Annotated in this window: 18 protein-coding genes, 1 tRNA gene and 5 pseudogenes; 14 read left to right on the forward strand and 10 right to left on the reverse strand. The window is 73.1% G+C overall.

All coding sequences use genetic code 11. The features are described from left to right. Positions 1 to 112 precede the first annotated feature (112 nt). A complete protein-coding gene (phoR, locus tag ABEB09_RS18015; RefSeq protein ID WP_345690947.1) occupies positions 113 to 1,345 on the forward strand; it encodes a two-component system sensor histidine kinase PhoR in 1,233 nt (410 codons plus the stop codon). Further along, positions 1,342 to 2,022 (forward strand): two-component system response regulator PhoP, encoded by a 681-nt coding sequence (gene phoP, locus ABEB09_RS18020; protein WP_345690948.1) that lies wholly within the window; start codon positions 1,342 to 1,344, stop codon positions 2,020 to 2,022. Before phoR ends, phoP begins: the two co-directional genes overlap by 4 nt. A 67-nt stretch (positions 2,023 to 2,089) precedes the next feature. On the opposite strand, the gene ABEB09_RS18025 is transcribed toward phoP, so the two are convergent. After that, positions 2,090 to 2,764 (reverse strand): copper chaperone PCu(A)C domain-containing protein, encoded by a 675-nt coding sequence (locus tag ABEB09_RS18025; protein ID WP_345690949.1) that lies wholly within the window; start codon positions 2,762 to 2,764, stop codon positions 2,090 to 2,092. 554 nt (positions 2,765 to 3,318) lie between these two features. On the opposite strand from ABEB09_RS18025, the gene ABEB09_RS18030 reads away from it, so the two are divergent. The 7 genes and pseudogenes from ABEB09_RS18030 to ABEB09_RS18060 all read left to right on the forward strand — a co-directional run bounded on the left by ABEB09_RS18030 (position 3,319) and on the right by ABEB09_RS18060 (position 10,214). Continuing rightward, on the forward strand, positions 3,319 to 3,801 hold the full coding sequence (locus ABEB09_RS18030) for a CarD family transcriptional regulator (protein ID WP_003953493.1): 483 nt from the start codon (positions 3,319 to 3,321) through the stop codon (positions 3,799 to 3,801). Between the two features lie 295 nt (positions 3,802 to 4,096). Then, the gene (ispD, locus tag ABEB09_RS18035) at positions 4,097 to 4,831 is read left to right on the forward strand and encodes a 2-C-methyl-D-erythritol 4-phosphate cytidylyltransferase (RefSeq protein WP_345690950.1); all 735 of its coding nucleotides are present in this window, start codon (positions 4,097 to 4,099) and stop codon (positions 4,829 to 4,831) included. Further along, positions 4,821 to 5,311, forward strand: a pseudogene (ispF, locus tag ABEB09_RS18040) (2-C-methyl-D-erythritol 2,4-cyclodiphosphate synthase). The gene ispD and the pseudogene ispF overlap by 11 nt, the downstream one beginning before the upstream one ends. A gap of 74 nt (positions 5,312 to 5,385) precedes the next feature. After that, complete coding sequence (gene cysS / locus ABEB09_RS18045) at positions 5,386 to 6,786, forward strand: cysteine--tRNA ligase (RefSeq protein ID WP_345690951.1); 1,401 nt, start codon at positions 5,386 to 5,388, stop codon at positions 6,784 to 6,786. An 84-nt stretch (positions 6,787 to 6,870) separates the two neighbouring features. Further along, positions 6,871 to 7,827: a 23S rRNA (guanosine(2251)-2'-O)-methyltransferase RlmB gene (rlmB, locus tag ABEB09_RS18050; RefSeq protein WP_345690952.1), complete on the forward strand. Its 957-nt coding sequence runs from the start codon at positions 6,871 to 6,873 to the stop codon at positions 7,825 to 7,827. Positions 7,828 to 7,944: 117 nt separating this feature from the next. Beyond that, entirely contained in the window at positions 7,945 to 9,519 is a 1,575-nt protein-coding gene (locus tag ABEB09_RS18055) for a DoxX family membrane protein (RefSeq protein ID WP_345690953.1), read from the forward strand. Between the two features lie 108 nt (positions 9,520 to 9,627). Then, a pseudogene (locus ABEB09_RS18060) lies at positions 9,628 to 10,214 on the forward strand (helix-turn-helix domain-containing protein). 13 nt (positions 10,215 to 10,227) lie between these two features. Here the strand turns inward: ABEB09_RS18060 and ABEB09_RS18065 are convergent. The 3 genes and pseudogenes from ABEB09_RS18065 to ABEB09_RS18075 form a co-directional block, all read right to left on the reverse strand. Continuing rightward, the gene (locus ABEB09_RS18065) at positions 10,228 to 10,956 is read right to left on the reverse strand and encodes a nucleotidyltransferase family protein (protein WP_345690954.1); all 729 of its coding nucleotides are present in this window, start codon (positions 10,954 to 10,956) and stop codon (positions 10,228 to 10,230) included. 43 nt (positions 10,957 to 10,999) lie between these two features. Beyond that, the gene (locus ABEB09_RS18070; protein WP_345690955.1) at positions 11,000 to 11,413 is read right to left on the reverse strand and encodes a hypothetical protein; all 414 of its coding nucleotides are present in this window, start codon (positions 11,411 to 11,413) and stop codon (positions 11,000 to 11,002) included. Positions 11,414 to 11,621: 208 nt separating this feature from the next. Further along, positions 11,622 to 12,757: pseudogene (locus ABEB09_RS18075) on the reverse strand (ABC transporter ATP-binding protein). A gap of 181 nt (positions 12,758 to 12,938) precedes the next feature. Between ABEB09_RS18075 and ABEB09_RS18080 the strand changes: the two are divergent. Then, positions 12,939 to 13,015, forward strand: a tRNA-Thr gene (locus tag ABEB09_RS18080). Between the two features lie 251 nt (positions 13,016 to 13,266). Here ABEB09_RS18080 and ABEB09_RS18085 read toward each other — a convergent pair. Further along, positions 13,267 to 14,658 (reverse strand): NAD(P)/FAD-dependent oxidoreductase, encoded by a 1,392-nt coding sequence (locus tag ABEB09_RS18085; protein ID WP_345690956.1) that lies wholly within the window; start codon positions 14,656 to 14,658, stop codon positions 13,267 to 13,269. A gap of 18 nt (positions 14,659 to 14,676) precedes the next feature. Here ABEB09_RS18085 and ABEB09_RS18090 point away from each other — a divergent pair. Together ABEB09_RS18090 and ABEB09_RS18095 are read left to right on the forward strand one after the other, a co-directional pair. Further along, a pseudogene (locus ABEB09_RS18090) lies at positions 14,677 to 15,608 on the forward strand (aminoglycoside phosphotransferase family protein). Positions 15,609 to 15,678: 70 nt separating this feature from the next. Then, positions 15,679 to 16,107 carry a GNAT family N-acetyltransferase gene (locus tag ABEB09_RS18095; RefSeq protein ID WP_345693976.1) on the forward strand — a complete coding sequence of 143 codons (429 nt, stop codon included), beginning with the start codon at positions 15,679 to 15,681 and terminating at the stop codon, positions 16,105 to 16,107. Positions 16,108 to 16,310: 203 nt separating this feature from the next. On the opposite strand, the gene ABEB09_RS18100 is transcribed toward ABEB09_RS18095, so the two are convergent. The 5 genes and pseudogenes from ABEB09_RS18100 to ABEB09_RS18120 all read right to left on the reverse strand — a co-directional run bounded on the left by ABEB09_RS18100 (position 16,311) and on the right by ABEB09_RS18120 (position 20,917). Continuing rightward, complete coding sequence (locus ABEB09_RS18100) at positions 16,311 to 17,309, reverse strand: zinc-binding dehydrogenase (protein ID WP_345690957.1); 999 nt, start codon at positions 17,307 to 17,309, stop codon at positions 16,311 to 16,313. A 51-nt stretch (positions 17,310 to 17,360) separates the two neighbouring features. After that, positions 17,361 to 18,427: pseudogene (locus ABEB09_RS18105) on the reverse strand (NAD(P)-binding protein). 119 nt (positions 18,428 to 18,546) lie between these two features. Next, a complete protein-coding gene (locus ABEB09_RS18110; protein WP_345693977.1) occupies positions 18,547 to 19,047 on the reverse strand; it encodes a hypothetical protein in 501 nt (166 codons plus the stop codon). A 125-nt stretch (positions 19,048 to 19,172) separates the two neighbouring features. After that, a complete protein-coding gene (locus ABEB09_RS18115) occupies positions 19,173 to 19,793 on the reverse strand; it encodes a response regulator (RefSeq protein ID WP_345690958.1) in 621 nt (206 codons plus the stop codon). Further along, positions 19,790 to 20,917, reverse strand: a complete 1,128-nt coding sequence (locus tag ABEB09_RS18120; RefSeq protein ID WP_345693978.1) for a sensor histidine kinase — start codon at positions 20,915 to 20,917, stop codon at positions 19,790 to 19,792. The genes ABEB09_RS18115 and ABEB09_RS18120 overlap by 4 nt, the downstream gene beginning before the upstream one ends. Before the next feature lie 237 nt (positions 20,918 to 21,154). On the opposite strand from ABEB09_RS18120, the gene ABEB09_RS18125 reads away from it, so the two are divergent. Together ABEB09_RS18125 and ABEB09_RS18130 are read left to right on the forward strand one after the other, a co-directional pair. Then, positions 21,155 to 21,718, forward strand: coding sequence for a GlcG/HbpS family heme-binding protein (locus ABEB09_RS18125; protein WP_345690959.1), 564 nt, complete (start codon positions 21,155 to 21,157; stop codon positions 21,716 to 21,718). A gap of 22 nt (positions 21,719 to 21,740) precedes the next feature. After that, positions 21,741 to 23,126, forward strand: coding sequence for a M1 family metallopeptidase (locus ABEB09_RS18130; RefSeq protein WP_380841215.1), 1,386 nt, complete (start codon positions 21,741 to 21,743; stop codon positions 23,124 to 23,126). Position 23,127: the final 1 nt, after the last annotated feature.

Genomic DNA, 23,127 nt, shown 5'->3' on the forward strand with positions numbered 1-23,127 from the left:
CTCCCTCCCAAGTGAACCGTCACCGTCCCCTTGGTGAACTCTGGGCGACGACTGTTCGAGCAGCCACTCGGACGGCTGGGAGAGTGTCCGTGACCATGCCTAACCTGGATGCATGGACGTGAACGCGGCGGTCGCCGCAGCGGCAGCGATCGCCGGTCTGCTCACCGGTGTCATCGCCATGCTGGCGTTCCGCTGGAGCGAGCGCGACCAGGCGAGGCCCACCCGGACCTCCCTGCACACCGACGCCGTGCTGCCCCCCGGCGTCGACACCGTGCTGTCCGTGCTGCGCTCCTCCGCCGTCGTTCTCGACGAAAGCGACTCCGTCGTCAAGGCCAGCTCCGCAGCGTACGCGCTGGGACTCGTCCGCGGCGGCAAACTGGCCATAGAGCCCATGCTCCACATGGCCCGCGACACCCGCCGCGACGGCGAGATACGACAGGTGGAGCTGGACCTCCCCCGCCGGGGCACCGGCCGCGGCGAGGCCCTCGCCGTGTCCGCCCGCGTGGCGCCCCTCGGCTCCCGCCTGGTGCTGCTCCTCGTCGAGGACCTGACCGAGGCCCGCCGTATCGAGGCCGTCAGGCGCGACTTCGTCGCGAACGTCAGCCACGAGCTGAAGACCCCCGTCGGCGCGCTCTCGCTCCTCTCCGAGGCGGTCATGGACGCCGCCGACGACCCCGAGGCGGTCACCCGCTTCGCCGGGCGCATGCAGATCGAGGCGACCCGGCTCACCAACCTCGTCCAGGAGCTGATCGACCTCTCCCGGGTCCAGAACGACGACCCGCTGGAGGACGCCGAGCCCGTCCGCGTCGACGAACTGGTCGCCGAGGCCATCGACCGCTCCCGGCACACGGCCACCACCAAGAACATCACCATGGCCGCCGGAGGCACCGCGGACCTGCACGTCTGGGGCCACCGCGGCCAGCTGGCCGCCGCTCTCGGCAACCTCGTCGAGAACGCCGTCAACTACTCTCCGGCCCACACCCGCGTCGGCATCGCCGCCCGCCGGGTGACCGCACCCGGCGGCGACCTGATCGAGATCGCCGTCACCGACCAGGGCATAGGCATCCCCGACAAGGACAAGGAGCGCATCTTCGAGCGCTTCTACCGCGTCGACCCGGCCCGCTCCCGCGCCACCGGCGGTACGGGACTGGGCCTGGCCATCGTCAAGCACGTGGCCGCCTCGCACGGCGGCGAGGTCACCGTGTGGAGCACCGAGGGCCAAGGCTCCACCTTCACGCTGCGGCTCCCCGAGGCGGGCGCGGCCCGCGACCGGGACCGCGACCGCACCACCCCGAGCTCCGAGAACACCAACGAACCACTCTCTGCCCCGGAGGTCCTTCCGTGACCCGAGTGCTTGTCGTCGAGGACGAGGAGTCCTTCAGCGACGCCCTGTCCTACATGCTCCGCAAGGAGGGATTCGAGGTCGCCGTCGCGGCCACGGGACCCGAGGGCCTCGACGAGTTCGAGCGCAACGGCGCCGACCTCGTCCTGCTCGACCTGATGCTGCCCGGCCTGCCCGGCACGGAGGTCTGCCGCCAGCTGCGGAGCCGTTCGAACGTCCCCGTCATCATGGTCACCGCGAAGGACAGCGAGATCGACAAGGTCGTCGGGCTGGAGATAGGGGCCGACGACTACGTCACCAAGCCGTTCTCGTCCCGCGAGCTGGTCGCCCGCATCCGTGCGGTGCTCCGCCGCCGCGGCGAGCCGGAGGAGGCGGCCCCGGCTGCCCTGGAGGCCGGCCCGGTCCGCATGGACGTCGACCGGCACGTCGTCACGGTCGCGGGCGGCAAGGTGGACCTGCCGCTCAAGGAGTTCGACCTCCTGGAGATGCTGCTGCGCAACGCCGGCCGCGTCCTGACCCGCATGCAGCTCATCGACCGCGTGTGGGGCGCCGACTACGTGGGCGACACCAAGACGCTCGACGTCCACGTCAAGCGCCTCCGCGCCAAGATCGAACCCGACCCGGGCGCCCCGCGCTACCTGGTCACGGTCCGAGGCCTGGGCTACAAGTTCGAGCCGTAAGCCGCACCCCGTACACATGCCGAAGGGCGCCCCACCGCGGTCGGCGGGGCGCCCTTCGGCGTACGCGTCAGTGGTCGGCGTGCGACGCCGAGGCCGGCCCGGACGGGGTGGCCGACGCCTCGGAGCCGGCCGCCGGGGCGGTGGCGGTGCCGGTCGGCGTGGCGGCGGGGGAGCCGGTCGGAGAGCCCGTCGGGGAGGCGGTGGGCGTGCCCGCGGGCTGCGACGGCGCGGCCGTGGGGCCGAAGTCCTTGTAGTAGCTGGTCGCCCGCACCACGAGCGCCTGGAGCTTCACGTCGCCCGTCTCGCTGAGCCGGAAGACGACCTCCTGCGTGTCGCCGTTCTTGGCGGCCTCGTGGCCGTTCTCGATCTCGGCGGAGGCGTTGCCCTTGCCGCCGATGACGACCGAGCCGCCCGCGGGGACGGTGACCGGGCCGGAGCCGGTGGCCGGCTTCAGCTTGACCGTCACCTTGGCACCCGGGAGCTCGATCGCTTCGAGCGTCTCGTCCTTGGAGCCGTCGTTGAAGATCGTCGCGGAGACGGCGGCGGGACCCTTGGCACCGGCCTCGGGCTGGGTGATCACCACGGCGTTCTGGACCTTGATGGTGCCGACGGAGACGGCGGCGTTGTCCGGCTTGACGCCGAGGGTCTGCGCGTCGTTGCCCGCCCCGCAGGCGGTGAGCGAGGCGATCGAGATCACGAGGGCGGTGGCGGCGAGGGCGCCGCGTCGAAGGCTGCGGCTCACGGCGGCGGCAACTCCTAGGACGTACGGACTACGGACGGGCACGGTCGGACCGGACCTAAGGGTCAGTCAGCGGGCTCAGGTTACCGACCCCTCCCGCCCGTCCCGCACCCGACCCGCCCCTCACGCCCCGCCGGGCCCCCGCGCGGGGCGTCGCGGAGCGTTCTCTTCGCCGTTCGCATAAGCGCCCTTGATCAATTCCCCGGAGGCCACGCATTCCTTACCGAATAGCCACCCCTGATCAATTCGGGAAACTTCCGCCGGCCCGTCCGTGCGGGTGACCGACATCCGAACGGAGTACGGGAAGTACACTGCTTGGAACCCGACAAATCGGGACGTTACCCCTCTCCGGAGGCTCTTCGGACGCGCGTAGCGGCGGCGTTCGGGACCGCCCTCGCAGCCGCTCCGACCTGCGAATACCCCCTTCCGGAAGGGCTCCGCAGCACGTCCGTGTCGCTGTTGTCAAGCCCCGAGATATGCCCTGACCTGCGAAAACGCCATTCAGAAGAAGCCGTTCTCGTGTTACCCTGGATAGCCACGGAAGGGGTACCTGTCACATGACGTTCAAGGTTGGCGACACCGTGGTCTATCCCCACCATGGGGCCGCGCTGATCGAGGCCATCGAAACTCGCCAGATCAAAGGCGTGGACAAGACCTACTTGGTGCTCAAGGTCGCCCAGGGCGACTTGACGGTACGTGTGCCGGCGGACAATGCGGAGTTCGTCGGTGTGCGCGATGTGGTCGGTCAGGACGGGCTGGACCGGGTCTTCGAGGTGCTGCGCGCGCCGTACGCCGAAGAGCCCACCAACTGGTCCCGTCGCTACAAGGCAAATCTCGAGAAGCTCGCCTCCGGCGATGTCATCAAGGTCGCGGAAGTCGTCCGTGACCTGTGGCGTCGTGAGCGCGAGCGCGGTCTCTCCGCCGGAGAGAAGCGCATGCTCGCCAAGGCGCGCCAGATCCTGGTGAGCGAACTCGCACTCGCCGAGAACACCAACGAGGACAAGGCCGAGGCCCTGCTCGACGAGGTTCTCGCATCCTGAGCCGGCTCGTCCGCCTCGCCGTCGACCCGTCGCCCGCGCGGCAGGTGGCGTAGCGCGAGGCCCGTCGAGCACATGGTGCGTTGATCACTGCCGCGGTGCCCGATGACATGCTGTGACTCCACAGCATCGTCGCCGGGCGCTGCGGCATGTTCGCACCCGGGGTATTGCCGAACCGGGGCAGCCGGTGCGGAAGCCCCGCCAGATGTCACGGAAGGGTCCGGTCAAGGCGTCGCGCCCGGCACGCTGTGGCCATACCCATGTCGGCCGAGTAAACAAACCTGCCGGAGTGCAACCGATGTCAGACGAAGCACGTCCTGCCCGCACCGCCGCGGTCATCCCCGCGGCCGGCCGAGGCGTACGGCTCGGCCCGGGCGCGCCCAAGGCGCTCCGCACGCTGGGCGGCACCCCCATGCTGGTCCACGCCGTGCGGTCCATGTCCGCCTCGCGTGCCGTGTCCCTGGTCGTCGTCGTGGCACCCGAGGACGGTGTCGCCGACGTACGGGCGATGCTCGACGAGTACAGCCTCCCCGAGCGGACCGACGTCCTCGTCGTCCCCGGCGGCGCCACCCGCCAGGAGTCCGTGCGCCGCGGCCTCGACGCGCTGCCCGGGACCATCACCACCGTCCTCGTCCACGACGCCGCCCGCCCGCTCGTCCCCGTCGACACCGTGGACGCGGTCGTCGAGGCCGTACGGGACGGCGCGCCCGCCGTCGTACCGGCCCTGCCGCTCGCCGACACCGTCAAGGAGGTCGAGCCGCGCACCGACACGCCCGAGCCGGTCGTCGCCACGCCCGAGCGGGCCCGGCTGCGCGCCGTACAGACGCCGCAGGGCTTCGACCGCGACACGCTCGTACGCGCCCACGAGACGGTCACCGGCGAGGTCACCGACGACGCGAGCATGGTCGAACGGCTCGGCGTCCCCGTCGTCGCCGTGCCCGGCCACGAGGAGGCGTTCAAGGTCACCCGCCCCCTGGACCTGGTCCTCGCCGAGGCGGTCCTCGCACGCCGGAGGGTCAACGATGGCTTCTGAGATCTCCCTGCCGCTCATCGGTGTCGGCACCGACGTCCACGCCTTCGAGAAGGGCCGCGAGCTGTGGTGCGCGGGCCTGCTCTGGGAGGGCGAGGAGTACGGGCTCGCCGGGCACTCCGACGGTGACGTGGCCGCCCACGCCGCGTGCGACGCCCTGTTCTCGGCCGCCGGGCTCGGCGACCTCGGCGCGCACTTCGGCACCAGCCGGCCCGAGTGGTCCGGCGCGTCCGGTGTGACGCTCCTCGCGGAGGCGGCCGGATCGTGCGCGCGGAGGGCTTCGAGATCGGCAACATCGCCGTGCAGGTCATCGGCGTACGGCCGAAGATCGGGAAGCGGCGGGACGAGGCGCAGAAGGCGCTGAGCGCCGCGGCGGGCGCGCCGGTGTCGGTGTCGGGCACCACCACCGACGGGCTCGGGCTGACCGGCCGGGCGGAGGGGCTGGCGGCCATCGCGACGGCGCTGGTGGTGCGGACGGGCTGAGGGCGGGGCGCGCCGCGGCCCCGCCGCGGCGGAACCGGCGTGGGGCACTGGTACGGGGCCACTACTCTGGAGTGGTGACTATTCGGCTGTACGACACCAGCGCCCGGCAGATCCGCGACTTCACCCCGCTCACGCCGGGCTGCGTCTCGATCTACCTGTGTGGCGCCACCGTGCAGGCCGCCCCGCACATCGGGCACATCCGGTCCGGGCTGAACTTCGACATCATGCGCCGCTGGTTCGCGTACCGCGGCTACGACGTGACGTTCGTCCGCAACGTCACCGACATCGACGACAAGATCATCGCGAAGTCGGCCGACCAGGGCCGCCCGTGGTGGTCCATCGGGTACGAGAACGAGCGCGCGTTCAACGACGGCTACGACGCGCTGGGCTGCCTCCCGCCCACGTACGAGCCGCGCGCGACCGGCCACGTCACCGAGATGGTCGAGATGATGCGGGGCCTCATCGAGCGTGGCCACGCCTACGAGGCGGACGGCAACGTCTACTTCGACGTGAAGTCGCACCCCGGCTACCTGGAGCTGTCCCGGCAGGACCTGGCCGACCTGCGCCAGCCGTCCGGCGAGGGCGAGACCGGCAAGCGGGACCCGCGGGACTTCGCCATGTGGAAGGCCGCCAAGCCCGGCGAGCCGTCCTGGGAGACCCCGTGGGGCCGCGGCCGCCCCGGCTGGCACCTGGAGTGCTCGGCGATGGCCCACAAGTACCTGGGCGCGGCGTTCGACATCCACGGCGGCGGTCTCGACCTGGTCTTCCCGCACCACGAGAACGAGATCGCCCAGGCCAAGGCGTACGGCGACGACTTCGCCAACTTCTGGGTGCACAACGCCTGGGTGACCATGAGCGGCGAGAAGATGTCGAAGTCGCTGGGCAACAGCGTCCTCGTCTCCGAGATGGTCAAGCACTGGCGGCCCGTCGTCCTGCGCTACTACCTCGGCACCCCGCACTACCGCTCGATGATCGAGTACAGCGAGGAGGCCCTGCGCGAGGCGGACGCCGCGTTCTCGCGGATCGAGGGCTTCGTCCAGCGGGTCGTCGAGAAGGCCGGGCGGGTCGTCGAGCCGGCCGCCGAGGTGCCGCCCGCGTTCGCCGAGGCCATGGACGACGACCTGGGCGTCCCGCAGGCCCTCGCCGTCATCCACAACACGGTGCGGCAGGGCAACAGCGCCCTGGCCGCCGACGACAAGGACGCCGCCGTCGAGCGCCTGGCCGAGGTCCGCGCCATGCTCGCCGTCCTGGGCCTGGACCCGCTCGACCCGCACTGGGCGGGCGAGCAGGACCGCGGCCAGGACCTGCACGGCGTCGTCGACAGCCTGGTGCGCATGGTCCTCGACCAGCGCGAGGCGGCCCGCGCCCGCAAGGACTGGGCCACCGCCGACGCGATCCGCGACCAGCTGGGACAGTCCGGGCTCGTCATCGAGGACAGCCCCGACGGGCCCCGCTGGACGCTCGGCACCCGCTGACGCACCCTTGATGTGCCGCCCGCCCGGCCGGGCGGCACACTTTCTTACGTACGCAGTCTTCAGGATTCAGGAAACAGGTAGGTCATGGCCGGGAACAGCCAGCGCAGGAACCGCCGCACCAGCAACAAGAAGGGCGCGACGGTCGGCAGCGGTGGCAAGCGGCGCCGCTCCCTCGAGGGGAAGGGCCCGACCCCGCCCGCGCACATGCGCAAGGGCCACGCGAAGAGTCGGCTCGCCAATGCCAAGGCCAAGCACGCCCAGCGGCGCCCGGTCGCCCGGCGCGGCGGCAAGGGCCAGGCCGAGATGGTCGTCGGCCGGAACCCGGTCTTCGAGGCGCTGCGCGACGGCGTGCCCGCGACGACGCTGTACGTGCAGCAGTTCATCGACAACGACGAGCGGGTGCGCGACGCGCTCCACCTCGCCCAGCAGCGCGGCAACATCAACCTGATGGAGGCCCCGCGCGCCGAGCTGGACCGGATGACCAACGGCCTCAACCACCAGGGCCTCGTCCTCCAGGTCCCGCCCTACGAGTACGCGCACCCCGAGGACCTGGCCGCGGCCGCGTTCGACGACGGCGAGGACCCGCTGATCGTCGCCCTCGACGGCGTCACCGACCCGCGGAACCTGGGCGCCATCGTCCGGTCCGTCTCGGCGTTCGGCGGCCACGGCGTCGTCGTGCCCGAGCGCCGCGCCGCCGGTATGACCGCGGGCGCCTGGAAGACCTCCGCCGGTACGGCCGCGCGCACCCCGGTCGCCCGCGCCACCAACCTGACGCGGGCCCTGGAGTCGTACCAGAAGGCCGGCATCACGGTCGTCGGACTCGCCGCGGACGGCGACATCGAGCTGGCGGAGCTGGAGGCGCTGGCGGGCCCCGTCGTCATCGTCGTCGGCAGCGAGGGCAAGGGCCTGTCCCGGCTGGTCGGCGAGACCTGCGACTACCGGGTCTCCATCCCGATGCCGGGCGGCGCCGAGTCGCTGAACGCCGGTGTCGCGGCGGGCGTGGTGCTGTACGAGGCGGCTCGCCGGCGCGCGTCGGTCTGACCGGCGGCGCCCCGCCACCCCGGGCCGGGGGTCCCCGGACGGCCGATGTGATCTTGACGGGCCTCGGACATTTCCCCTGCGTCAAGGCAGTGTCCTAAAGCCCCATCACTCGGTTAGATGAGTGTGGACACAAGAACGCCCCGGCCCGGGTTCGATGATCAGCCTGCGCTGAGCATGGTCAAGGTGGACAGCGATCCCGCGCAGGTCATCGTGAACCACGCCAGCTTCCGGGTACAGCTTGGCCCGGTCCAGAAGCCTCGGTTCGCCGACCCCTCCCGCGTCCCCGCCATGAGCGGCGCGGCGCACGGAGGCCGGCGGCGGGCGCCCGTCGTATGGAGCGGAAAGTCCCTGCCCGGCGACCCCGGCGCCACGGGGCTGCTGCAGGCCGTACGCGACAACGCCGCCGTCGACGCGCTCGGCCGCGCACCGGCCGACTCCGCCCTCGGAACCCTGGACGGGGGCACCACACAGGTCATCCCGCGGATCAGTCTCACCGACGACACCATGCCCACGCCCGTCGTGGGCGGCCAGCGCGGCCCGCACGGCAGCGAGTCCCCGCTGCTGCCGCCCATGCGGCGCGCCGAGGGCGCGTACGACGCGCCCGAGTACGACGACGACACGGACGACGACCTCGACGACGACGGCCGGTCCGGGTACGCCGGTGGCCCCGCCGTCCACCAGCGGCACGCCTACTACCCGGGCCGCCGGATGAACCTCGGGGTCGTCCTGCTGCCGCTGCGCGTGTTCCTCGGCTTCATCTCCATCTACGCCGGCATGGGCAAGCTCTGCGACCCCGTCTACTTCGACGGCGGCGAGCGCGGGTCCATGGTCAAGTGGCTCACCTCGCTGCACCCGTGGCAGATGGCCGAGCCGCTGCGCGACTTCGCCCTGTCCCACCCCGTCGGCGCCGGTCTCACCGTCGCCTTCGCCCAGGTCGTCGTCGGTGTCCTCACCGTCCTCGGCCTCTGGCAGCGCGTCGCCGCCGTCTTCGGCGCCCTGCTGTCCGCCGCGCTGCTGCTGACGGTCAGCTGGCGGGCCGTCCCGGTCTACGACACGCCGGACATCATCTACCTGGCCGCCTGGTCCCCGCTGATCATCGCCGGGGCGCCGGTCTACTCCCTCGACGGGCGCCTCGCCGGCGAGGCCTGGCGCACGCTCGGCCCGCGTGCCGCGCTGTGGTCCCTGCGCCGCCGCGTCCTGCGGCGCGGTGTCGTGGTCGCGGCCGTCGTGGTCGGCCTGACCCTGCTCGTCGGCTCCCTGCTCGGTGGCGCGGTCCGCTCCTCCGACATGATCACCGTGCCGGGGCCGAACGACGACCCGACCAACCACCTGCCGGGCCAGCCCCTCCCCGAGGAGCCGGGCACCAGCTCACCGGCCCGGGACGCCTCGCGGGAGCCGTCGCCGTCCGAGTCGATGTCCTCGTCGGCGTCGGCGACCCCGTCCGCCGAGAAGAGCACTCCGAGCGAGACGGTCCGCGAGTCGGGCCGCATCGAGGAGGAGGGCCCGACGGCGACGCAGGGCATCGGCCAGGACGACCCGCAGCAGTCGCAGCCCGAGCCGCCCCCGTCCACCAGCTCCGGCCCCACGTCCAGCGGCGGCAGCAGCTCCGGCGGCGACGACTCCGGCTCGGACGACGGCTCCGGCGGCTCCAGCGGCGGCAACCGCAACCCGCTGGGCGGCCTCCTCGGCTGACGCACGCGGGAACGGCACGAAGGGCGGTCACCGCGCACGCGGTGGCCGCCCTTTCACGCGTCCCGGAAACGGCAACGAACGTTGCCGGGGCGGGACGGGCGCGTTCCAATGGGCGGTGTGGAGCACTCACCCGACATCGCACGGACCCTCGCCGAGGTCGGCCCGCGGCTGAAGGAGCTGCGGACCCGGCGGGGCGTGACCCTGTCCCAGCTCTCCGAGGCCACCGGCATTTCCCGCAGCACCCTCTCGCGGCTGGAGTCCGGTCAGCGGCGCCCCAGCCTGGAACTGCTGCTGCCGCTCTCGCAGGCCCACAAGGTGCCCCTGGACGAGCTGGTGGGCGCCCCCGAGGTCGGGGACCCCCGCGTGCGCCTCAAGCCCCGTCACGTCCACGGGAACACCGTGCTGCCCCTCACCCGGCAGCCCGGCCCCCTCCAGACGTACAAGATGGTCCTCCCCGCGAGCCGGTCCACGCCCGATCCGCGCACCCACGAGGGGTACGAGTGGCTGTACGTGCTGTCGGGGCGGCTGCGGCTGGTGCTGGCCGACCACGACCTGGTGCTGGGGCCGGGGAGGCCGCGGAGTTCGACACGCGGCTGCCGCACTGGTTCGGCTCCACCGGCGAGGGCCCGGTGGAGATGCTGAGCCTCTTCGGCAGCCAGGGCGAGCGGATGCACGTACGGGCGAAGCCTCGGTGAGGCCCGGCCGTGCTCAACCGCGCTGGGCGGCCAGTTCCTTGGCGGCCTCGGTGAGGTCCTTGGCCGTGTCGATGGCCCGCCAGTAGGCGCCCTGGGGCAGGGGGAAGCCGGCGAGGCGGCGTTCGCGCGCGAGCCGGGGGAACGTGGTGCGCTCGTGGTCGCCGCGCTCGGGCAGCAGCTCCGTGAAGGCCGCCGAGAACACGTACACGCCCGCGTTGATCAGGTACGGCGACGGCGGCGACTCGATGAAGTCGGTGATGTGCCCGAAGGTGTCCGTCTCGACGGCGCCCCACGGGATGCGGGGGCGGGCCAGGGCGAGGGTGGCGGTGGCGTCGCGCTCGGCGTGGAAGGCGGCCATCTCGCGCAGCGAGAAGCGCGTCCAGATGTCGCCGTTGGTGGCGTACCAGGGGGCGTCGGGGCGGGGCAGGCGGGCCGCCGCGTACTTGAGGCCGCCGCCGCGGCCCAGCGGCTCGTCCTCGACGACGGTGGTGACGCGCAGGGGCAGTTCGGCGGTGGCGAGCCAGTTTTGGAGGACACCGGCGAGGTGCCCGCAGGAGACGACGGCGTGGGTCACGCCCTCGGCGGCGAGCCAGGCCAGCTGATGGCCGATGATCGGGGTCCCGGTTCCCGGGATCTCGACCATCGGCTTGGGGCGGTCGTCGGTGTAGGGGCGCAGTCGTGAGCCCTGGCCGCCCGCCAGGACCACGGCCTGCGTCGGGAAGATGTCCGTACCGGTGTCCATACCGGGCACGATAGGCGTACCTCGGTGGTCACGGGGCGGCGGCTCAGCTCGCGTTGACGACGCCGGAGGCGAAGGACGTGTCGCACACCGGGCGGGAGAAGGACTGCGCGCGGGTCGGGCCGTAGTGCCGGACGGCGGCGCTGCCCAGTTCGCGGGCGATGGACATGCAGTACTTGGCGAGGGACGGGCGCTCCTCGACGGCGCGCTGGAGGTGCGTCAGGGCGACGCCCGGGTCCTTCTGCTTCAGCTCGGCGACGAGACGCTCGCGCAGAACGTCCTGCGGGGCACGGGGCTTGGCCCGTACGGACACGTTCTCCGAGGACGCGGTGAGCATCTGTGTGTCGGAGCGGGTGCCGGCCCACGGGACGCTGGTGACCGCGAGAGTTCCGGAGAGCACCAGGACGACGGGCAGGACGAGAGCGAGGGAACGGCCGATGCGGCGTGCTGTCTGGGTCACGGAGGCGAGCGTAGCGCTCGGTGAAGATTTGGAGACATTTAGTCACCCTCACGAGGGAGCGTTATCTGCTCCTTTTCGAATTGCGGGTTGACGAACGAAAGTCGAAAGGCCTGTTCTGCCGGGGTATTTACGCAAAGCCAAGATCACAAAACGACAAACGGCCCCGCGCCGGAGCGCGGGGCCGTCGTACGGGCGTGGCGGGTGCGGGTCAGTCGCTGAGCCGCTCGCCGGTGGAGGTCGAGAAGACGTGCATCTCGTCCGGGCGCGGCACGACGTGCAGCTCCGAGCCCTTCTCCGGGATGGCGCGCCCGCCGACGCGGACGACGAGGTCCTTGTCGGCGCCGCCGACGTGGGCGGAGCCGTAGACGTAGCCGTCGGCGCCGAGCTCCTCGACGACGTTCACGGAGACGGCCAGGCCGGCCGGGGCGTCGGTGGAGTCCTTCGACAGGGAGGCCGCGGCGGCGCCGCCGTGCTCCAGGACGTCGAAGTGCTCGGGCGGATGCCGACCGTGACGGTGGTGTCGCCCTTGGCGGTGGCGGCGGACAGCGCCTCGCGCGAGACGGGGACGACGCTGTTGCCGAACTTCACGCCGCCGTCGGTGATCGGGACCTCGACCAGGTTCATGGCGGGGGAGCCGATGAAGCCGGCGACGAAGAGGTTGGCCGGGCGGTCGTACATGTTGCGCGGGGTGTCGACCTGCTGGAGGAGGCCGTCCTTGAGGACCGCGACGCGGTCGCCCATGGTGAGGGCCTCGACCTGGTCGTGCGTGACGTACACGGTCGTGATGCCGAGGCGGCGCTGGAGGCTCGCGATCTGCGTACGGGTGGACACGCGGAGCTTGGCGTCGAGGTTCGACAGCGGCTCGTCCATGAGGAACACCTGCGGCTGGCGCACGATGGCGCGGCCCATGGCGACGCGCTGACGCTGACCGCCGGAGAGCGCCTTGGGCTTGCGGTCCAGGTACTCGGTGAGGTCGAGGATCTTGGCGGCCTCCTCGACCTTCTTGCGGATCTCCGCCTTGTTGACGCCGGCGATCTTGAGGGCGAAGCCCATGTTGTCGGCGACGGTCATGTGCGGGTAGAGCGCGTAGTTCTGGAACACCATGGCGATGTCCCGGTCCTTCGGCGGCAGGTGGGTGACGTCGCGGTCGCCGATGCGGATCGCGCCGCCGTTGACGTCCTCCAGGCCGGCGAGCATGCGCAGCGAGGTGGACTTGCCGCAGCCGGAGGGGCCGACGAGGACGAGGAACTCGCCGTCCGCGATCTCGATCTCGAGCTGGTCGACGGCGGGCTTGTTGGCACCCGGGTAGAGCCGGGTGGCCTTGTCGAACGTGACAGAAGCCATGGTGATGGGTCCCTTCACCGGCAGGAACGTGCCGGACGATCCGAGTAAAGGAAGGATGTAGGTCTAGTCCACGTGGTGAACTCCAGGTGACGCTACCCGGCGGTGACCCGTCTGTCAGCAGTTCGAAGGCGGCGAAATTTTCGACCGGCGGGTCTCCCGCTCCGGTTACACTGGCCCGGCTGCCGCCTTAGCTCAGTTGGCTAGAGCGCTTGACTTGTAATCTTGAGGTCGTCGGTTCGATTCCGACAGGCGGCTCCAGCAATCCGTGTCCCGACCCCGAGGGTCCGGGACACGTGTGTTTCCGGCGCCGGTGGCGCGCCTTGCGTCAGTGCCGGTGCATCCGCGTCCTGACCAGGACGACCACGCCCGGCCACAGGCAGATCACGAGGGCCAGCAGCAGCGGCACGCTGGGGAGCAGCCGGTGCATGACCACGGCTCCCGATACCCCGACCAAGACGTAGACGGCGACGATGGCGAGTCGGGGGACGGTCGCCCGCGAGCCGGCCATCTCAGTGCCGGCCCGAGATGCGGTTGGCGAGGGTGGCGAGGCGGGGGGTGGTGGGGGTGTGGGTGGTGGCTTCGTGGTGGTCGGCTCGGCGGTAGGCGGCGTACAGGGCGTGGACGCCCAGCCAGCGCAGGGGTTCGGGTTCCCAGGTGCGGACCTTGTGGTTGACCCAGGGGAGCGTGGTGAGTTCGGTGGGGCCGGACTGGCCGGAGTCCTGCTGGATCAGGTCGCGCAGGGTGCGGGCGGCGAGGTTGGACGTGGCGACGCCGGAGCCGACGTAACCGCCGGCCCAGCCCAGGCCCGTGGAGCGGTCCAGGGTGACCGTGGCGCACCAGTCGCGCGGGACGCCGAGGACGCCGGACCAGGCGTGGCTGATCGGGGCGCCGGCCAGCTGGGGGAAGAAGCGGGTGAGGATGTCGCGCAGGGCGGCGATCGTCGACGGGTGGGTGCGGCCGTCGTTGTCCGTCTTGGAGCCGTAGCGGTACGGGACGCCCCGGCCGCCGATGGCGATGCGGTCGTCGGCGGTGCGCTGGGCGTACATGTAGGCGTGGGCCATGTCGCCGAGGGTCTCGCGGTTCTGCCAGCCGATCTCGTCCCAGACGGACGCCGGCAGCGGCTCGGTGACGATCATCGACGAGTTCATGGGGAGCCAGGTGCGGCGCTGGGACTTGAGGGAGGCCGTGAAGCCCTCGGTGCAGCGCAGGACGTACGGGGCGCGGACCGTGCCGTACGGAGTGATCGCGTGCTTCGGCTTGATCTCCGTGACGGGCGTCGACTCGTGGATGCGGACGCCCAGCCGCTCCACCGCGTCCGCCAGCCCCTTGGCGAGCTTCGCCGGGTGGAGGCGGGCGCCGTGCGGGGTCCACGAGGAGGCGACCGCGCCGGTGACGCGGATGCGGTCGGCGGTCTCGCGGGCGCCGTACAGCTCGCGGTCGGTCTCGCCGAAGGCGATCTCCACGGCGTGGAAGGCCTTCAGCCGGGCCAGCTGGGCCGGGGTGTGGGCGACTTCGAGGACGCCGCCCTGGTGGATGTCCGCGTCGATGTCCTCGTCCGCGGTGACCTTGACGACCTCGGTGACCGTGTCGTTCATGGCCTGCTGGAGGCGTACGGCGGCGTCGTGGCCGTGCAGCCTGGCGTACCGGTCGCGGCCGGCGATGCCGTTGTAGAGCCAGCCGCCGTTGCGGCCCGAGGCGCCGTAGCCGCAGAACTTGGCCTCCAGGACGACGATGTTGAGGAACGGGACGGCCTTCTTCAGGTAGTAGGCCGTCCACAGGCCCGTGTAGCCGCCTCCTACGATGCAGACGTCGGCGGCCGTGTCGCCCGGGAGGGGTTCCCGGGGCACGGGGATGCCTTCCTGTGCGTACCAGAACGAGATTCCGCCGTTGATCGTGTCCATGGCGGGGGACGTTACTCGATGGGTGGGGTGTCGGTGGAGATACGGGTTCCGGATCGTTTCGCCGCTCTGATGGTGGCCAACGCCGGTGAGGAGGGGCGGGAGTTCGTCGCCGCGCTGCCGGGGCGTGCCGCGCGGTTCCTCGACACGTGGGGTCTGCGGGCGACCGGTCCGGTGATGTGCGGGTGGGCTTCCCTGGTGGTGCCCGTGGTGCGGTCGGGGCGGTCCGGCGACGGGGCGCCCGCCGTGCTGAAGCTGCAGATGCTCGACGAGGAGACCGAGGGCGAGGCGGCGGCGCTGCGCGCCTGGGACGGCGCGGGCGCGGTGCGGCTGCTCGCGGAGGACGCGCCCACCGGGACGCTGCTGCTGGAACGGCTCGACGAGGGGCGGCACCTGTCGGCCGTGGAGGACGCGCGCGAGGCCGTGCGGGTGCTGGCCGGGCTGCTGGCGCGGCTCGCCGCCGTGGACGCGCCCGCCGGGATGCGCGGGCTGGGGGACATCGCGGCCGACATGCTGGACGAGGTGGACGACGCCGTCGGCGCGCTGGTGCGCGAGGAGGACCGGCGGCTCGTACGGGACTGCGCCGCCGCCGTACGGGAGGTCGCGGGCGAGCCGGGGGACCGGCTGCTCCACTGGGACCTGCACTTCGACAACGTCCTCGCGACGTTCGCGGACGACGCGGCGGAGCGCGGGCCGTGGCTGGCGATCGACCCGAAGCCGCTCGCCGGGGACCCGGGGTTCGAGCTGCTGCCCGCGCTGGCCAACCGGTTCGAACCGGGCGAGGTGCGGTGGCGCTTCGACCTGATGACCGAGGTGCTGGGGCTCGACCGGAGCGGGCCCGGGCGTGGACGCTGGGGCGGGTGCTCCAGGACGCGCTGTGGGACGTGGAGGACGGGGAGACGGCGCTCGCGGGGGAGCGGGCCGAGGTGGGGCGGATCCTGCTGGCGCGGTAGGGGGGTGACCGGGCAGGCTGCGCTCATGATTCGTACAGCTGCCCCTGCCGACGTCCCCGTCATCCACGCCATGGTCCGCGACCTCGCCGAGTACGAGAAGGCGCTGCACGAGGTGCGGGCCACCGAGGATCACCTGCGCGAGGCGCTGTTCGGCGAGCGGCCCGCCGCGTACGCGCACATCGCGGAGGACGGCGAGGGCCGGGTCGTCGGGTTCGCGCTGTGGTTCCTGAACTTCTCCACCTGGCGCGGCGTCCACGGCATCTACCTGGAGGACCTGTACGTACGGCCCGAGGCGCGCGGCGGCGGCCACGGCAAGGCGCTGCTGCGGGAGCTGGCGCGGATCTGCGTGGAGCGCGGGTACGAGCGGCTGGAGTGGTCGGTGCTGGACTGGAACACCCCGTCGATCAACTTCTACAAGTCGCTGGGCGCGGTGCCGCAGGACGAGTGGACGGTCTACCGGCTGACCGACGAGGCGCTGGCGCGGCTGGGCAGGCCCTAGGTCGTGTCCGGCGGATCATGCCTGGTGAGCGGGGTCTGGTGCGCGCGTCTGCGGCGTTGTCGTCGGTCGCGATGGCTCCGCCATCCCTCCCTCCTCCGCCTTGCAGCCGCACGCACCGGACCCCGCTCACCAGCAGTCAAAGGCACCGCCCAGCGATGTCGGCATGATCCGCCGGACACTCCCCAGCCCTCACTACCGGTGGGTCACGGCACCAGGACCACCTTGCCCGTCGTGCCCCGGGTCTCCAGGGCGCGGTGGGCCGCGGCCGCCTCGGCGAGCGGGAAGCGCTGGACGGCCGGGCGCAGCCGGCCCGCGGCGGCCTCGGCCAGGGAGCGGGTCTCCAGTACGCGGACGTCACCGCCGGCCTTCTGGAGCATGGCGGGGCCGAGGACGTTCGTGGAGGTGATGCCGCGGTCGGCGAGCTCCCGCTCGGTGAAGGTGAGCGGCTCGCCGTCGTGCGGGCCGCGGCCGGACCAGCCGAAGACGATGTGCTGCCCGCCCTTGCCGAGGAGGTCGACGGCGGCCCGGCCGGTGTCGCCGCCCACCGAGTCGTACACGACCGTGGCCCGCCGCTCCCCGAGGTACGCGCGGACCCGTGCGGTCCAGTCGGGGAGCGTGTAGTCGACGGCGAGGTCGGCGCCGTTGCGCTCGACGCGGGCGACCTTGGCGGGGCCTCCGGCGAGGCCGATGACGGTGGCGCCGGCGTTCTTCGCGTACTGGACGAGGAGCGTGCCGATGCCGCCGGCGGCCGCCGGGACGACGGCGATGCTGCCGGGGCCCAGGTCGGTGAACTGGAGGATGCCCATCGTGGTGCGGCCCGTGCCGATCATGGCGACGGCCTCGGCGTCGTCGAGCCCGGGCGGGGTCTCGTGCAGCCGCGCCGCGTCGGTGACGGCCAGCTCGGCGTAGCCGCCGGGGGCCATGCCCAGGTGGGCGACGACCCGCTTGCCGAGCCATGCCGGGTCGGTGCCCTCGCCGAGGGCGTCCACGGTGCCGGCGACCTCGCGGCCGGGGACCGTGGGCAGTTCGGCGGGGGCGGGGAAGGGGCCCGGCATGCCCTGGCGCAGCGCGGTGTCGAGGAGGTGGACCCCCGCTGCGGTGACCGCGATCCGGACCTGGCCGGGGCCGGGCGCCGGGTCGTCGGTCTCCTCCAGGACCAGGTTCTCGGCGGGGCCGAAGGCGTGCAGGCGGATCGCGCGCATGGGGGTCACTCCTGTCCGGTTCCGGGCTGGCTCTCCGGACAGCGTTCAACGTCAAGTGCGCTTGAGGTCAAGGCCGGGGGTCGTCGTCGCCGTCCGGCGCGGCAGCGCCCCGAGCGCCAGCGTCGCCGCCTCGACGCCGCTGTTGAACGCCACCTCCACCAGCACGCCCGGCGCCGCGACCGCGTCCCCGGCGAGGAAGACGCCGTCGCCGCGGACGACGGCCGGGCGGCCTTGGACTGCCCGGGCGCGACCGGGAACTGGCCCTGGAGCAGCTGCTGCCCGGCCGGGGCGAGCGTCGGGTCCTGGGCGGTGAACCGCTCGAGCCAGGCGGGCGCGTCCAGGTCGGAGACCGCGAACGGATCGCCCGCGCGGGTGCGCAGCGCCAGGTCGAGCAGCACCGTCCGGCCGCTGCCCCAGGTCAGGGACGGGTCCTGGAGGAGAGGGTGGGCGGCGTCGAGGGAGGTGGCGACGATGACGGGCCCGCCGGGCGCGTCCGGCAGCGCGTCGACGCGCGAACCGACCTCGATGCGTACGCCCAGGTTCCAGGCGTGGGCCGCCATGCGCTCCAGGACCGCGCCCCAGCCACCGCGCGGGTAGCTCGCCTCGGGCGGCACCGCGGCCGCCCGGTGCAGCCGCGCCTGCACGAACCGCGCGGACAGCGTGCCGGGGTCGTGGTGGAACGTCACGACACCGCTGTAGTGCGCGGCGTCCCGGGCGGCGACGGGCCCGGCCTGGGCGGTGGCCCAGGTGGCGAAGTCCAGGTCGACGGGCGCCCGCTCGGGGGCGACGCGGGACAGCCGCCACAGCCCCGGGGGCGGGGTGCGGCGCAGAGTGCCGTGGCGGTGGAAGCGGAGCCGCGCGGCCTCGCGGAGCGGGAGCGGGGCCAGGGGCCCGAGGAGGCCGCGCCGCTTCAGCCAGGTCCAGTGCGGGCCGCGGCGGTAGAGGGCGTGCGGGCCCTCGTTGGTGCGGTACGGGCCGTCGGCGGTGCGGCCGCGGCCGCCGAGGGTGTGGTGCGCCTCGTGGAGGGTGACGCGGGCGCCGGCCTCGGCGGCGGTGATGGCCGCGGTGAGGCCGGCGAAGCCGCCGCCGACGACGGTGATGCGGGGCTGCCGGTCCATGGGGCTCCTCGTCGTGGGCGCGCGCCGGGGTGGCGCGCTCTCAAGAGGAGGACCGGACAGGGCCGCGATCCGTGACAGCCGCATGCCCCGCCCCGTACGGCCCTGCATACGGCCCGTGCTTACGGCACGCGCGGGAAGCGGGCCTGGAGGTCCCAGACGACGGGGTTGTCGGCGAGGTCCTCGTGCATGTCGGCGAGGTCGGCGATCAGGTCGTGGAGGAAGTCGCGCGCCTCGCGCCGCAGGGCGCTGTGGCCGAAGGTCAGCGGCGGCTCGTCGCCGGGCATCCAGTCCGCCTCGACGTCCACCCAGCCGAAGCGGCGCTCGAACAGCATGCGGTCGGTGGACTCGGTGAAGTCCAGCTCCGCGTACTGCGGCCGGGACGCCCGGCTCCCGCGCGGGTCGCGGTCCAGCTGCTCGACGATGTCGCACAGCGCCCACGCGAAGTCGAGCACCGGCACCCATCCCCAGGCCGTGGACACCTCCCGGTCGGCCTCGGTGTCGGCCAGGTACACGTCCCCGCAGAAGAGGTCGTGCCGCAGCGCGTGGACGTCCGCCCGCCGGTAGTCCGTCTGCGGCGGATCCGGGAAGCGGCGGGAGAGCGAGTAGCCGATGTCGAGCACGTACGCGATGGTGCCACGTCGGCGCCGAGGGCCGGACACCTGTGCCATGACGGGGTGGCCGGCATGCCGTGGGGAGCGGTACGCGACGCTCACCTGACGCACGTCGCTCGGCGTGGACGGCCGGTTCAGGTCAGCAGGCGTTGTTCCTTCGCCACCGCCACCGCGCCCGAGCGGGTGTCGACGCCCAGCTTGGCGTAGATGCGGCCCAGGTGGGTCTTGACCGTGGCCTCGCTGATGAAGAGGGCGCGGGCGATCTCGCGGTTGCTCAGGCCGCGGGACAGCTGGCCGAGGATGTCGTGTTCGCGGGCGGTGAGCGCGGGGGCCGCCGCGCCGCGCATGCGGTCCATGACGCGGCCCGCGACCGGGGCCGACAGGGCCGTACGGCCCTGGGAGGCGGCGTGGATCGCGGCGAACAGCTCCTCGGGGCGCTCCGCCTTCAGCAGGTAGCCGGTGGCGCCCGCGTCGACGGCCCGCGTGATGTCCGCGTCCGTGTCGTACGTGGTGAGGACCAGGACGTGCAGGCCGGACGCGGCGATCCGGCGCGTGGCCTCCACGCCGTCGATGCCCGGCCCCAGCTGAAGGTCCATCAGGACCACGTCGGGGCGCAGCTTGGCGGCCATGGCGACGGCCTCCTCGCCGCCGCCCGCCTCGCCGACGACGTCGAAGGTGGGCTCGCTGCCCAGCAGCGCCAGCAGCCCGGCCCGGACGACCGCGTGGTCGTCGCAGAGCAGGATACGGATCGTCAACGGGCCTCCTCGGGGCGTTCCAGCGGGATCGCGGCCGACAGTACGGTGCCCTCGCCGGGCGCCGACTCGACCGTCAGGGTGCCGCCCAGCCGGTCCAGCCGGGCGCGCATCGCGGGCAGGCCGTGGCCGCGGGGCCCGCCGGCCGGGAGGGCCGCCGGATCGAAGCCGCGCCCGTCGTCCGCGACGTCGAGCACCACCTGGTCGTCCAGGTGCGTGAGCGTCACCGCGGCCGTGGTGGCCCCGGAGTGCTCCCGTACGTTCGCGAGGGCGCCCTGCGCGATCCGCAGCAGCGCCGACTGGACCGCGGGCGGCAGGGAGCCGCCCTCGCCCTCCGCGTGGAAGCGCACCTCCAGGTCCGGGGCCGCCTCGCGCGCCGCCAGGGCCGCCAGCGCCCGCGCCAGACCGCCGCCGCCCGCCAGATCGGCGGGCGCCAGGTCGTGCACGAAGCGGCGGGCCTCGGCCAGGTTGTGCTCGGCGATCGACGCGGCGGTGCGGACGTGCCGGCGGGCGGTCTTCGGGTCCGCGTCCCACGTGCGGTCGGCGGCCTGGAGCAGCATCCGCTGGCTCGACAGTCCCTGGGCCAGCGTGTCGTGGATCTCCATGGACAGCCGCTGCCGCTCGGCGAGGGTGCCCTCGCGGCGCTCGGTCGCGGCCAGCTCGCGGCGGGTGCGGAGCAGATCGGCGATCAGGGCCCGCTGGCGGTCCGTCTGGCGCTGGGCGTGCACGAACACGGCGGTGGCGATGGCCGCCACGGCGGGCGGCGCGACCAGCAGGTTCGGGTCGACGCCCGAGTCGGCGAGCTTCTGCAGGGCGACCACCACGAACACGGTGAGCAGCCCGACCAGGACGAGCGCGGCGCGCGGCGGCAGGGTCCGCAGCCCGGTGTAGAAGAGCGGCACGGCGCACAGCGCGAAGCTCGGCGCCAGCACCACCAGCACCATCCACACCGCCACCACGGTGACCAGCCACACCAGCGGGCGCGCCGCGGTGCGCGAGCCCAGCACGTACAGCGCCGCCAGCGCCCCCGTGAGCACGACGACCCACACGCCCAGGTCCGACCACGGGTGCCGCAGCAGGAACCGTACGAGCGAGCCGGCGAGCAGCACGAAGAAGGCCGCGTGCATCACCCACGCCAGCCACCGCGCGTCCCGCTCCTGCTCCCGCACCTGCCGCTCCGGCCGCTCGGGCACAGGAGCCTCTCCCTGCTCCCACTCCTCCACGCACCCATCCTCCGTCCGCCCGGGCCATCCGGCATCAACCGATCGGACGACCCCCCTGTCGCCCCCTCCGGCGACGCGAAACCGCAGGTCACGGCCGGAGGATCGAGACACGACCCGAGAACGCACCCCGAGGAGTCAGCCGTGAAGCACCTCAAGAAGACCTCCCGCCGCACCCGCGTCCTGACCGGTGCCGCCGTCGCCGCCGCGCTCGCCGCCGGCACCTTCGGTGCCGTGTCCGCCACCGCCGCCCCCTCCGCCGCGCCGCAGACCGCGGTCACCGCGGACGTGGCCGACCGCAACGTCCACCGCACCACGCACCTCACCGCCGACGCCGCCACCCGCGCCGCCCAGGCCGCCCTGAAGGCCGCCGAGCAGGACGGCCGCCGCGTCACCGTCGCCGTCGTCGACCGCAACGGCAACACCCTCGTCACCCTGCGCGGCGACGGGGCCGGCCCGCAGTCGTACGAGTCGGCCGAGCGCAAGGCGTTCACCGCCGTGTCCTGGAACGCCCCCACCTCCGAGCTGGTCAAGCGCCTGGAGACCGCGCCCAACCTGAAGGACATCCCCGGCACGCTCTTCCTCGGCGGCGGCGTCCCCGTCACCGCGCAGGGCGGCCCCGTCGCCGGCATCGGCGTGGCCGGCGCCCCCAGCGGCGACCTGGACGAGAAGTACGCCCGCGCCGGGGCCGCGGCGCTCGGCCACTGACCGGCCCGCCTACGATCACGGGGTGACGTCCCGTAACTCGGCAAGGGCGACCGCGCTGGCCGCCGCGCTGCTCCTGGCGGCCACCAGCGGCTGCACCGGCGGCGTACGGGGCACCCCCGGCGCCGCCGGCCTGCGCGATCCGTACTTCCCCCGCCTCGGCAACGGCGGCTACGACGTACGCCACTACGCGCTCACCCTCGCCTACGACCCGGCGACCGGCCGGCTCGACGGCACCGCCGAGATCACCGCCCGCGCCACCCAGGACCTCAGCGCCTTCAACCTGGACCTCGCGGGCCTCACCGTCCACAGCGCGACCGTCGACGGCGACCGGGCCTCCGTACGCCGCGCCGGGCACGAGCTGACGCTCCGCCCGCGCACCGACATCGAGGACGGCGCCACGTTCCGCACGGTCGTCCGCTACTCCGGCACCCCGCGTACCGTCACCGACCCCGACGGCTCGGAGGAGGGCTGGCTGACGACCGACGACGGGGCGGTCGCCCTGGGCGAGCCGGCCGGCTCCATGGCCTGGTTCCCCGGCAACCACCACCCGAGCGACAAGGCCGCCTACGACGTCACCGTCACCGTCCCCGAGGGTGTCCAGGCGCTCTCCAACGGCCGCCCCACGTCCACCCGGACCGCCGGCGGCCGCACCACCTTCGGCTGGCGGTCCCCCGAGCCGATGGCGAGCTACCTGGCCACGCTCGCCATCGGGTCGTACGACGTGAAGACCTCCCGCACGGCCTCCGGGCTGCCCGTCGTCACCGCCACCGACCGCACGGTCACCCGGGCCGGCGCGCCGCTGCTCGCGCGGCTGCCCGAGCTGCTCGCGTGGGAGCAGGAGAACTTCGGCCCGTACCCCTTCTCCGCCGCCGGGGCGATCGTCGAGCGGGCGGCGGACGTCGGCTACGCCCTGGAGACCCAGACGCGGCCGGTGTTCCCGCAGGACATCTTCACCACCGAGATCCTGGTCCACGAGCTGGCCCACCAGTGGTACGGCAACTCGGTCACGCCCGAGTCCTGGCGGGACATGTGGCTCAACGAGGGGTTCGCGCAGTACGCGGAGTGGCTCTACGCCGAGGACTTCGAGGACCGGCCGGCCCAGGAGAGCCACGAGGAGGCCTTCGCCGACCCCGCCAACTGGGAGTTCCCGCCGGCCGAGCCGCCCTCGGCCGCCGACATCTCGGGGGACCCCGTCTACTACCGGGGCGCGATGGTGCTCCACAAGGTCCGCCAGGCGGTCGGTGACGACGCGTTCTTCGCGCTCCTCAAGGGGTGGGCGGCGGAGCACCGCCACGGCAACGCCTCGACGGCGGACTTCACGCGGTACGTGGAGGAGGAGACGGGCAAGGACCTCACCGAGCTGTGGGACACCTGGCTGTACGGCACGGACCGGCCGCCCGCGCCCTGAG

The sequence above is a fragment of the Streptomyces coeruleoprunus genome (assembly GCF_039542925.1).
Classification (GTDB): domain Bacteria; phylum Actinomycetota; class Actinomycetes; order Streptomycetales; family Streptomycetaceae; genus Streptomyces; species Streptomyces coeruleoprunus.